We start from the raw sequence: 10,855 nt of genomic DNA on the forward strand, positions 1-10,855 counted from the left end.
TTGCGATACTGATTGTGTTGATGGTGGTAAAAACCGGAATACGATTTGTGCCGCAAAACCGGGCCTTCATTATCGAACGGTTCGGCAAATATAACCGTTCGATGACTGCCGGACTTAATTTTGCCATTCCCATCATTGAATCAGTAGCCGCGGACCGCTCATTGAAAGAGCAACCGATTGATGTGCCCTCCCAGGGCGCAATTACCAGAGATAATATTACGTTAACAGTCGACGGCGTGCTCTATATTCGGGTGATAGACCCGGTCAAAGCGACCTACGGTGTAGAAGATTATAAATTTGCAGTATCGCAATTGGCACAAACCGCCATGCGTAGCGAAATAGGCAAAATGGAGCTGGATAAAACGTTTGAGGAAAGAGAGCTGTTGAATACTGCCATTGTCAACGCACTTAATGAGGCCAGTGACCCGTGGGGGGTGCAGGTTCTGCGCTATGAGATTAAAGATATAACGCCTCCACACTCGGTAATGGAAGCAATGGAAGCGCAAATGAAAGCTGAACGAGTTCGGCGGGCGAAAATTCTTGAATCGGAGGGTGAACGACAGTCGGCGATCAATATTGCCGAAGGTCACAAGGCATCGAAAGTACTGGCAGCAGAAGCGGAAAAGTCAGAAAAAATTCTTTATGCCGAAGGTGAAGCGCAAGCCATACTGAAAGTTGCTGAGGCGCAGGCTGAGTCCCTGCGAGTAGTCGGTGAGCAGGCGGCCACGGAAAAGGGCGCAAAAGCGATTCAGCTTGATTTGGCGATCAAAGCGATTGAGGCAAAACGAGCGATTGCGGATGAAAGCTCAGTTATCCTGTTGCCAGATAGTGCAACTGACGCCGCTGCGCTGGTGGCACAGGCAATGGCAGTAATGAGCAAAATAAACACTAGCAAAGTAAAGGCCGAATAATGTTTGGTGAACTTCCAGAAAGCGCAGCCGCACTTGCGATAGGATTGGGTTTGGCTCTGATTTTAGTCGACGTCCTTATATTGGGGGCGGGCACTATTATTCTCACCGTCGCCGGAGTTAGCCTGTTGGTGATGGCCGGTTTACTGTATGCCGAAGTCATTCAAACCTGGGACATCGCACTGTTGACCTTTGCGGTTATCCTCGCCGTACTTTCGTTCGTTTTGTGGAAGCCGCTAAAGAATTTCACAAAAAACACGTCAAAAAAGAAAGCCAAGACGGATTATCACGGTATTAAGTTTGATTTGCCTGCCGATTTACACAAAGACAGCTATCTGGATTATCGCTATTCAGGGATCACCTGGAAACTGTACAGTGACAGTGACATTGCCGCGGGTAGCAAAGTTAAGGTTATCGATGTAAGTGTTGGCAAATGGCATGTCAAAGCGGTTACTGAGTGAGTACCGCTTTGTTAACCAAGCAATGATGGCAGCACAGATATGACCAATAAGATGGCCATGGACACATTAAATACGCGTAGCGTTTTGGGTTTGGAGAGAAAATATCGTAGCTTTGTTCCCGCCATGACCCATGAAGAAATACACGGTAAGTTAATTACGCCAAAGACCAAGGCTACGATGAGAATGCTTGATACTTCTCTTCCCGGTGCGTAGACGGTAATAGCCGTCAGTGCCATCGTCCAGGCTTTTGGATTAACCCATTGAAAAAGTGCAGCCTGAATAAAGGTCATGGGGCGTCCGGTGTTTTTTGCTTGCCAGTTAGCCTGACTAGCGGTCGCAATCTTATAGGCCAGATACAACAGATACACCAGACTGACGATGCGTAGCACTGAATAGATAACCGGAAAGCGATCGAACACCACCATCACTCCCAGCCCCACGGCAGCGATCATCAGGGTGAAACCGATACCGACGCCCAGCATGTGCGGTAAGGTACGTTTGATGCCGTAATTTACCCCCGATGTCATCAGCATAATATTATTCGGTCCGGGTGTGATGGAAGAAACCAAAGCAAAAAGGCTTAACCCCGCCAATATATCTGTTGTCATCTGTGTGCGCCGAAAAGTTATTGTGAGAACAATTTTACTCCAGTAATCTGACGATTTCTCAGCGTTATAATTCGAAAATGGTGGTCATGTTGCAACAAAATTTCAAAATTGATTCATACAACAAACGAATATTGTCGGAATTACAAAAGAATGCGCGGGTATCCAACGCTGAACTGGCTGACCTGATTGGTTTGTCGCCCTCCGCTTGTCTGCGTAGGGTGCAGGATCTGGAAAACAAAGGTGTCATCGCCGGCTATCGGGTGGTGCTTGACGAAAAACTGCTTGGTAATGGGTTTACTGCCTATGTTGCCGTGGGGTTGAAGTCCCATTCGAAATCTTCACAAGAAGCATTTGAAGATGCTGTTAGCGGCGCCAGTGAAGTAAGAGAATGTCACAATGTTACTGGCGCGTTTGAATACTTGCTGCGGGTGGAAACGTCTGATATCGATGCGTTCAAACGTTTTCATACCGACGTGCTGGGTTCGATACCGCAAGTGAATACCATTAGTACACACGTGGTAATGGAGTCAGCGAAAGATGAGCGGCGATAGTCGTAAACATATCAGGTAAATTCGAAGGTTTATCTGATTACTGCAATAAGGGAAGGAATTTGGTGATATCATCCCGGGCCTTTTCACTCATACGTTTATCTGGCTTCCATGCGCGACTCATCCACGACAACACAGGCTTCCCCCACTCTGCATATTGTTGAGTTTATTGCACTCATGGCATTGCTGACCTCGTTTGTCGCACTCAGTCTGGATGCGATGTTACCGGCACTCAATCAAATTGGGGAAGCACTGCAGGCTGATAGCCTGCAGCAGGTACATTTAACTATCTCGGTTTTCTTTGTGGGGATGGGAGTCGGGCAATTATTCTTTGGGCCGTTTGCCGATGCCATGGGCCGACGCGCTGCGATATTACTCGGCTTGGTAATTTTTGCACTGGGCACGGTGGTGTGCATGTCGGCGACGAGTATGGACATGCTTATCGTTGGACGAATCATTCAGGCAATAGGGGTTTCCGGACCCCGTATAGCGTCTATGGCAATCATCAGAGATATCTATGTCGGGGACGCGATGGCCAGAGTGATGAGTTTCATTATGATGGTGTTTATACTGGTGCCGATGCTGGCGCCGATAGTGGGACAATTGGTGCTGAACGCCTTCTCCTGGCGACACATTTTCACCTTATTTCTTATTATGACCATCGTGGTGGGATGTTGGTTTTTTGCGCGGCAACCTGAAACGCTTCGAAAAGACAACAGGCGTCCGTTTCGCTGGAAAAAACTTTACGCATCCTGTTTACGTATCTTTCGCAATCGCACCGTAATGGGATACACGGTGGCTATGGGCTGCATTTTTGGATCTTTCCTGTCTTACCTGAGTGCCTCACAAACGATCTTTCAGACGTTTTATCAAACTGGTGATAACTTTCCTTACTATTTCGCTGCTTTGGCATTCGCTGTGGGATTAGCCTCATTCTTTAATGTTACTATGGTGATGCGGGTTGGCATGAAACGCTTATGCCGAATAGCACTCTATGGCGTTATCAGCTTTTCGTTGATATTTACTGCATTGATACACCAGTGGCAAGGTCTGCCGCCGCTGTGGGTCACCATCGTTACCATGTTTTGTGGCTTCTTTTTTATCGGCATCCTGTTTGGCAATCTCAATGCCATGGCGATGCAACCCCTGGGCAATATGGCAGGGCTGGGCGCGGCAATTATCGGCTCATTTTCCAGCCTGTTGGCGGTACCCATTGCGATAAGTATTGATAGCTACATACACACTACCCTTTATCCAATCGGGGTAGGGTTTATGATTTTCATGTCACTCGCGTTTTTAGCGGTTAATTTTGCAGAGCGTGATTGAGCCTTAACCGGCTCTCCTGCGCTGTAATACTGAATTAACGTAAAAAAAACCTTATCTGACTAATTGGATTTTCGTCAAAGGTTTCTGATTTTCTTCTATGGCTACAATGCGAGGCTGGCGTCTGCCGCGGCGAACTTTATCGTAATGCACTTCTTTTGCATCAAGTTGCTTGCAGAATTCGTAGAAGGACATGTAATCATCTCGACTGAAGTCTTCGTTGAGACGGGTCATTTGAGAATCAATGTATAAATTGTCTCCGTTGACCGTAATACTGGCGAAAGCGCTGTATGGCTGACCAAATTCTTGCACCCGTAGTGCGCGAATCATTTTTACTTCAAATATCCAATCTCCAACTTGCGTAAATCGGGACATTCCTGCTTGCATGATATACCTCTGGTTTTTTATAAGAATATAGGAAGGACATTTTATATAACCAAGCTTTGTGCCAACTATGAAAATCTTATCAAAACAAGCAGTTGCAGTCTGTAATTGTTACAGAGTGTTGCGATGTCGCAACAGAGGAGGTTTTATCGTTATATCGCGGGAACACACAACATTACATTAATTTAACAAATGCCTTTTTAACGGCCTAACTAATTGATTTTTATATATAAGAAAATGTGTATCCAAATGCCGTCACCGCCCAAATTTTAGTCTGAAATTGGGTTTTAGCTATTCTTTGCGGGTATGAAGTTCAACAAAAAAGTTATAGTTGAACAGCTATTTGGGTGAAAAATGTACAGCTTAATTTAGGTTTTTGTCGCCTTATTAAAACTTTCTTTCAAAATGTGGTGTTAGTTACTTAAATCGACACCAACCACCAGCCTGTTGGCTGCTCAGGCAGCATTAGAATGGCGAGAAGTTATTAGACTTTTGGATAATTACTCGGAGGTTTTATGTACTAAATAACGACTAGTAGGGCTAATTATACTCCAGCCATTAAAATTTACATCATAAAACGATGGTTGTAGTGCGAAAAACAGATAAAAAAGCCCAGCTAAATTAGCTGGGCAAGAGGGCTTGTTAAAGCACCTAATGACAGAACTGGTGGTAACTTAAGCAATCGAACGCATTGTCAGCATATGTTCCCGTAGGGAATGACCCACACTTTCTATTAAATGATGACGAATTTTAAAATTGGCACGCAATAGCTCACGGTTGTTGACGTTGTTTGACGACATTGACCGACCCTGACCCATCAATGAGGGATCAATTTTGGGCATAATGGCTTCTCGAAGTAACGGGATCGCCTGCTGGCAAAACAGGTAATTTCCATATTCCGCCGTATCAGAGATGACCACGTTCATTTCATATAAACGTTTACGTGCAATAGTATTGGCAATCAGTGGAGTTTCATGCAACGACTCATAATATGCTGATTCCGGTAGCATGCCGGCTTCGACCATGACCTCGAAAGCAAGTTCGACCCCGGCTTTAATCATGGCGACGAGAAACAATCCTTTATCGAAAAACTCCTGCTTGTCGAACTGCTCATGATAGGCAGGAGCCTGTTCGAACCCCGTGGATAAGGTTTGTTCTCGCCAAGTGAGCAAATTTCGATCCTGATTCTGCCAATCCTGCATCATTTCTGCTGAAAATTTGCCACTTAAAATATCATCCTGGTGCTGTTCAAATAGGGGCCTTAATAACTGTTTAAGTTGGTCTGCCAGATCCATCACCGTAAGTTTGTCTGGATTGGACAAACGATCCATCATGTGGGTAATGCCACCGAGTTTTAGGGCTTCAGTAATTTGTTCTAAACCCTGCTGAATAAGCGCGGCTGCATACGCCGAATCGATACCCTGTGTAGTCATGTTGTCAAAAGCCAGGATCGCTGCGGTCTGCTGCATACCACACAAAATGGTTTGCTCGCCCATTAAATCCGATTTAACTTCGGCAACGAAAGATGAGGCTAATACGCCGGCGCGGTCACCGCCGGTAGCACTTGCTAACGCTTTGGCAATATCCCATCCCTGTTGCTGGGGATCATTTTCTGGATGAACGGCGATAAGGGTGGGTACACCAAAGCCTCGCTTGTACTCTTCACGTACTTCAGTACCCGGGCACTTGGGTGCACACATCACAACCGTAATATCTGCACGAATCTGTTGGCCTTGTTCGACGATATTAAATCCGTGTGAATACGCTAGCGTCGCTCCCTGCTTCATTAGCGGCATTACCGTATTCACTACATCAGCATGCTGTTTGTCAGGCGTCAGGTTGTAAACTACGTCCGCATCCGGGATCAGTTGCTGATAGGTACCTATTTCAAATTCATTCGCCGCAGCGCGTTGATACGAATCACGTTGTTCATCAATGGCACTTTGTCTGAGCGCGTAGCTAACTTTTAAGCCTGAATCGCGCATATTTAACCCCTGATTCAGACCCTGCGCACCGCACCCCACAATAACGATGTGTTTGTCCTTTAAATAAGTACAGCCACGGGAGAACTCATCTCGCTCCATGAAGCGACATTGCTTTAGTTGCGTCAACTGCTCACGCAATGTAAGAGAATTAAAATAATTAGCCATAATTATCCAACTACTGGTACTTTTTCGGGTAAACGTTGCACCTAAGGACGCGACGTTTACTTGCCTTTATCGAAACAGTTGCAGCATACGCCATGAATTTTGTTTTATAAAATGATATATTTGCAAAACAGTTTTGCAAAAAATGCAACATATGGACTTTCGCACCCTAACGCTATTTGCTCATTTAGCCAGAACCCTTCATTTTGGACAGACTGCACTCGCGATGCACGTCACTGCCTCTACCTTAAGTCGTGTCATACAGCGCTTGGAAGACGAGTGTGAATGCACCCTTTTCGTACGTAATAATCGTTCGGTAACATTGACCCACGAGGGTAAAAAACTGTTGGCATTTAGCGAGCAAACGTTACAACGCTGGCAGCAGTTACAGACAGAATTAAATACAGAAAAAGAAGTGTTGCGCGGCGAGGTGAAAATGTATTGCTCAGTCACCGCCAGCCAGAGTCATCTGCCTAAGTTATTATCTCAGTTTCGCCAGTTGCACCCCCACGTGGATATCCGTCTGACGACCGGGGATCCGGCTTCCTCAACTGAACGGGTGCTTTCACGTCAATGTGATATTGCTATTGCCATTCATACTGACAGCTACCCACGGGAACTGGCGTTCAGCCCAATCGATCATATTCCGTTGGTACTGATTGCGCCGAAAGCGTTCAATTTATCGGTATTGGCAGACATCGATTGGCAACACCATCAGGTAATTCTGCCCGAACAGGGGCCCAGCAGGAGTGTTGTGCAAACGTGGTTTCAAGCTCAGTCAATTTTGCCGCAAATCTACGCGTCGGTTGGCGGTAACGAAGCAATTGTCAGTATGGTCGCGCTGGGTTGCGGAATTGGTTTTGTGCCCAAAGTGGTCCTGGATCATTCCACCTTAGCCAGTAAAATTACGCAAATAAGCGTCGATGAGATCCCGCCTTTCCAGCTTGGTTTAACCTGTTTGAAAAACCGTTGTCGACATCCGCTAATCAACGCCATGCTTCAACTGGCGCTTAACTGAGCAATTATTTTATCCAGCGCACGATAGCCCAGAGCTTCAGCCAAATGCGCACGCGTGACAGCGGCACTTTGCTCAAGATCAGCAATAGTGCGGGCGACTTTTAAAGTGCGATGAAAAACACGCATGGAGAGCTTTAATTTTTTAGCGGCGGTCTGTAAAAACGCCTTATCTGCTTCACTGAGCAGGCACAGGGTGATTAGCTCATCAATTTTAATCGCGTTATTTAAGCAGCCCTGTCGCTTCAATTGCATCGCTCTGGCGCGGGCAACTTGCCGCTTAGCCGTTGTGGCCGAATCGTTATCCGGCGATACGGCCACTGTATGCATGGGGTAATCATCAAGACGTGGCACCTCGACCTGCAAATCAATCCGGTCAAGTAATGGACCGGATAGTCGATTTAAATAGCGCAACACCTGATCAGGAGACATGCGGTTGTCATCGATATCGCCAGTGGGGCTAGGGTTCATGGCAGCAATTAGCTGAAAGTTGGCCGGGAACGTGGCGCTACCTGATGCTCTGGAAATGTTGACGTCACCGGTTTCAAGAGGCTCTCGTAAGACGTCCAGTGCTTTGCGACCAAACTCAGGCAATTCATCCAGAAATAAAACGCCATGATGCGCCAGTGAAATTTCTCCAGGAGTAGGGTGGCTTCCCCCTCCGGTAAGTGCCACTGCTGAACTTGTGTGATGGGGCGCACGAAACGGACGTTGGGCAAAGTTTTTGGCATCTATTCTCAGCCCCTTAACAGAGTGAACGGAAGCGACTTCAAGGGCTTCCGTACCATTCAAAGGAGGCAGTAAACTGGTTAATTTACTGGCCAGCAAACTTTTCCCAGTACCCTGTGGCCCTACAAACAGCAAATTATGTGCGCCTGCCGCTGCAATCATTAACGCGCGTTTGGCTTGCGCCTGTCCCACCACATCATCCCACTGAGCACCCGTATCCTGATAATGTAGCTGGAGCGTTTTGACCGCGTTGACGGCTTCCTGACCGATAAGAAACTGATACGTTTGCAGTAATGACGTTAGCGGTAAACAATACGCCTCATTTACTAGGCTTGCCTCTGCGGAGTTGTCGGCCGGGATCAACAATGTGCGCTGCGCCTGGCTGCTGGCAATTGCTGCCGGAATGACGTTTTGAACTTCTTTAAGTTCGCCGGTCAGGCCTAACTCGCCAATAATTTCATAATCATCAACCTGATTCGGAGGGATAAGGCTTGAAGCCGCCAGAATACCGATGGCAATCGCCAAATCATATCGCCCCCCATGTTTGGGAATGTCTGCAGGGGCTAAATTAACGGTGATACGGCGAACGGGAAAATCAAAGCCACTGTTAATCAGCGCACAACGCACACGATCGCGGGCTTCTTTCACACTGGTTTCTGCCATACCGACCAAATGGAATGCCGGTAAGCCGTTCGCCAGATGCACCTCAACTTTTACCAGGGGCGCAGATAATCCTGTGCCCGCCCGCGTATAAACCACCGCCAATCCCACAACACTTCTCCTGAATTTTCCCGGCTCTCAGGCTAGCGAATTGCGGAAGCGAAAAGTACTGTGCAACAGATCAGCTTTTGGGGGGATCACTGTGAAATACGGGTAACTGCCAATGCCAGCGCATGGCCCCCAGACGCATCAGGATTGTAATCACTAAGGCGATCACCATGCAGATTTGACTACTCAAGCCTGCGTAATAGGCTATCGCATAACCTAATCCACCTACGATACAGGTGATGGCATACAGCTCACCGTTCAGCACCAACGGTACTTCGCGACAAATTACATCGCGCAGCAAGCCGCCGAAGACACCGGTAATGGTGCCCATCGCGATGGCGACGGACATGGGGGCATCAACGATTAACGCTTTTTCCAGCCCGACCACATTAAACAGGGCCAGCCCGAATGCGTCGGCAATCAACAAGTAATGGTAGGGGAAGCGCGGGCTGAGGCGTAACCACATGATCGTGACAAAGGCGGCCAGCAAGGTGATATAAAGATAATCAGTGTTTTGCACCCAGAACACGGGCAAATCTAACACCATATCACGCAGGGTTCCCCCTCCTATGGCGGTAACCGACGCCAGTACCACCACACCAAAACCATCCATGCGCTTTTGGTATGCCATCAACGTGCCTGAAATTGCACACACCGCAACCCCAGCTAAGTTAATGATATGAAACCAATCTCCCATACGGCATTCCGCTTTCTTTGGATAGTGGCTGTCAAAATACTTGAATCTCACTTTTATTTCATGCTATTTATTTTATAGGTAAAGAGTCATAGCCAGCTTTTTACTTTTAACATTTACGTTAACTATCCAACTACCGCTATCTGCCTGATTGTAGATACGCGCTTACCTTTATCTTGCATCGGGCAGGAAAATTTACACCTGCGTTGATGAAAAGTGGTCTGACGAAAGCGATCGTTATTGGGTGCTTATGCCCTGTCATGTATTATTCGTTGCGATACTCATTACGCTGCATTTGCAGCACGGAGCTCAGCTCCACTATTCAAAGGATTTAACATGGCTAAGCAACTTGCAGAATATATTTGGTTTAACGGTAAAATTGTGCCCTGGAAAGAAGCCACCGTGCACGTTTTAACCCACGCAATTCACTATGGTTCGTCTGTATTTGAAGGCATTCGCGCCTATAACACGCCTGATCAGGGGACCTGCGTGTTTCGTCTACAGGAACATAACCGCCGCTTGTTCGACTCAGCAAAGATTTATCGGATGACCATTCCGTATACGCTGGATCAACTTAATGAAGGCACGCTGGATATCATTCGCAAAAACAATCTGAAGTCAGCCTATATCAGGCCCATTGCCTATTACGGCGATATTGGCATGGGCTTACAGGTACCATTTGGACAGGAAACAGAAGTGTCCATTGCCGCATTTGAATGGGGTGCCTATTTAGGTGAAGAGGCGATCAAAAATGGGGTCGACGCTGGGATTTCATCGTGGAACCGCCTTGCGGCAAACACTATGCCGACGGGAGCGAAAGCGGGTGGTAACTACCTGTCTTCGCAACTGATTTCGATGGAAGCCCGTCGTCATGGTTATGGAGAAGGGATCGCCTTGGATCGCAATGGTTATATCAGCGAAGGGGCTGGTGAAAATATCTTTGTTATCCGCAATGGTGTCGTCAGTACCACCCCGAAAACAGCAGCCATCCTGCCTGGGATCACCCGTGATACTGTGATGACCCTGCTTAGAGAAATGGGTTATGAAGTGCGCGAAGAAAATATTCCACGCGAAGCCATGTATCTGGCTGACGAAATTCTCATGTGTGGTACCGCTGCTGAAGTGACGCCGGTACGCAGCGTTGACGGCATAAAAGTGGGTAGCGGTACACGTGGTCCAATTACTGAACAGGTTCAGGATATGTTCTTCGGTCTGTTCAATGGTTCAACAGAAGATAAATGGGGTTGGTTAACGCCCGTTTACAAATAACT

At 47.1% G+C, this 10,855-nt stretch carries 11 protein-coding genes; 6 read left to right on the plus strand and 5 right to left on the minus strand.

The window, feature by feature from the left end:
- Positions 1–20: 20 nt before the first annotated feature.
- Entirely contained in the window at positions 21–911 is an 891-nt protein-coding gene (locus HCJ96_RS11800; protein WP_425483743.1) for an SPFH domain-containing protein, read from the plus strand.
- Positions 911–1,369 carry an NfeD family protein gene (locus HCJ96_RS11805; protein WP_169211274.1) on the plus strand — a complete coding sequence of 153 codons (459 nt, stop codon included), beginning with the start codon at positions 911–913 and terminating at the stop codon, positions 1,367–1,369. The genes HCJ96_RS11800 and HCJ96_RS11805 overlap by 1 nt, the downstream gene beginning before the upstream one ends.
- 11 nt (positions 1,370–1,380) lie before the next feature.
- Here HCJ96_RS11805 and HCJ96_RS11810 read toward each other — a convergent pair whose 3' ends face one another.
- Positions 1,381–1,977, minus strand: coding sequence for a LysE family translocator (locus HCJ96_RS11810; RefSeq protein WP_169211275.1), 597 nt, complete (start codon positions 1,975–1,977; stop codon positions 1,381–1,383).
- A gap of 86 nt (positions 1,978–2,063) precedes the next feature.
- On the opposite strand from HCJ96_RS11810, the gene HCJ96_RS11815 reads away from it, so the two are divergent.
- Both HCJ96_RS11815 and HCJ96_RS11820 read left to right on the plus strand, forming a co-directional pair.
- Positions 2,064–2,528 (plus strand): Lrp/AsnC family transcriptional regulator, encoded by a 465-nt coding sequence (locus tag HCJ96_RS11815; protein WP_169211276.1) that lies wholly within the window; start codon positions 2,064–2,066, stop codon positions 2,526–2,528.
- Positions 2,529–2,636: 108 nt separating this feature from the next.
- Positions 2,637–3,851, plus strand: coding sequence for a multidrug effflux MFS transporter (locus tag HCJ96_RS11820; RefSeq protein WP_169211277.1), 1,215 nt, complete (start codon positions 2,637–2,639; stop codon positions 3,849–3,851).
- 51 nt (positions 3,852–3,902) lie between these two features.
- Here the strand turns inward: HCJ96_RS11820 and HCJ96_RS11825 are convergent, their stop codons facing one another.
- Together HCJ96_RS11825 and ilvC are read right to left on the minus strand one after the other, a co-directional pair.
- Entirely contained in the window at positions 3,903–4,235 is a 333-nt protein-coding gene (locus HCJ96_RS11825) for a hypothetical protein (protein ID WP_169211278.1), read from the minus strand.
- 671 nt (positions 4,236–4,906) lie between these two features.
- Complete coding sequence (gene ilvC / locus HCJ96_RS11830) at positions 4,907–6,382, minus strand: ketol-acid reductoisomerase (RefSeq protein ID WP_169211279.1); 1,476 nt, start codon at positions 6,380–6,382, stop codon at positions 4,907–4,909.
- A gap of 151 nt (positions 6,383–6,533) precedes the next feature.
- On the opposite strand from ilvC, the gene ilvY reads away from it, so the two are divergent.
- Complete coding sequence (ilvY, locus tag HCJ96_RS11835) at positions 6,534–7,397, plus strand: HTH-type transcriptional activator IlvY (RefSeq protein ID WP_169211518.1); 864 nt, start codon at positions 6,534–6,536, stop codon at positions 7,395–7,397.
- Here ilvY and HCJ96_RS11840 read toward each other — a convergent pair.
- Positions 7,379–8,893 carry a YifB family Mg chelatase-like AAA ATPase gene (locus tag HCJ96_RS11840; RefSeq protein WP_169211280.1) on the minus strand — a complete coding sequence of 505 codons (1,515 nt, stop codon included), beginning with the start codon at positions 8,891–8,893 and terminating at the stop codon, positions 7,379–7,381. The two genes, ilvY and HCJ96_RS11840, sit on opposite strands and share 19 nt — an antisense overlap.
- Positions 8,894–8,963: 70 nt before the next feature.
- A complete protein-coding gene (locus tag HCJ96_RS11845; RefSeq protein WP_169211281.1) occupies positions 8,964–9,587 on the minus strand; it encodes a trimeric intracellular cation channel family protein in 624 nt (207 codons plus the stop codon).
- Between the two features lie 333 nt (positions 9,588–9,920).
- On the opposite strand from HCJ96_RS11845, the gene HCJ96_RS11850 reads away from it, so the two are divergent.
- On the plus strand, positions 9,921–10,853 hold the full coding sequence (locus HCJ96_RS11850; protein WP_169211282.1) for a branched-chain amino acid transaminase: 933 nt from the start codon (positions 9,921–9,923) through the stop codon (positions 10,851–10,853).
- Positions 10,854–10,855 lie beyond the last annotated feature (2 nt).

Origin of the sequence: Alteromonas ponticola (assembly GCF_012911815.1) — a bacterium.
Taxonomy (GTDB): Bacteria; Pseudomonadota; Gammaproteobacteria; order Enterobacterales; family Alteromonadaceae; genus Alteromonas; species Alteromonas ponticola.

Coding starts and splice junctions, on each gene's coding strand:
- HCJ96_RS11815 (WP_169211276.1), top strand. CDS start 2,064: ATGTTGCAACAAAATTTCAAAATTGATTCATACAACAAACGAATATTG.
- HCJ96_RS11800 (WP_425483743.1), top strand. CDS start 21: ATGGTGGTAAAAACCGGAATACGATTTGTGCCGCAAAACCGGGCCTTC.
- ilvY (WP_169211518.1), top strand. CDS start 6,534: ATGGACTTTCGCACCCTAACGCTATTTGCTCATTTAGCCAGAACCCTT.
- HCJ96_RS11810 (WP_169211275.1), bottom strand. CDS start 1,977: ATGACAACAGATATATTGGCGGGGTTAAGCCTTTTTGCTTTGGTTTCT.
- HCJ96_RS11850 (WP_169211282.1), top strand. CDS start 9,921: ATGGCTAAGCAACTTGCAGAATATATTTGGTTTAACGGTAAAATTGTG.
- HCJ96_RS11845 (WP_169211281.1), bottom strand. CDS start 9,587: ATGGGAGATTGGTTTCATATCATTAACTTAGCTGGGGTTGCGGTGTGT.
- HCJ96_RS11820 (WP_169211277.1), top strand. CDS start 2,637: ATGCGCGACTCATCCACGACAACACAGGCTTCCCCCACTCTGCATATT.
- ilvC (WP_169211279.1), bottom strand. CDS start 6,382: ATGGCTAATTATTTTAATTCTCTTACATTGCGTGAGCAGTTGACGCAA.
- HCJ96_RS11825 (WP_169211278.1), bottom strand. CDS start 4,235: ATGCAAGCAGGAATGTCCCGATTTACGCAAGTTGGAGATTGGATATTT.
- HCJ96_RS11805 (WP_169211274.1), top strand. CDS start 911: ATGTTTGGTGAACTTCCAGAAAGCGCAGCCGCACTTGCGATAGGATTG.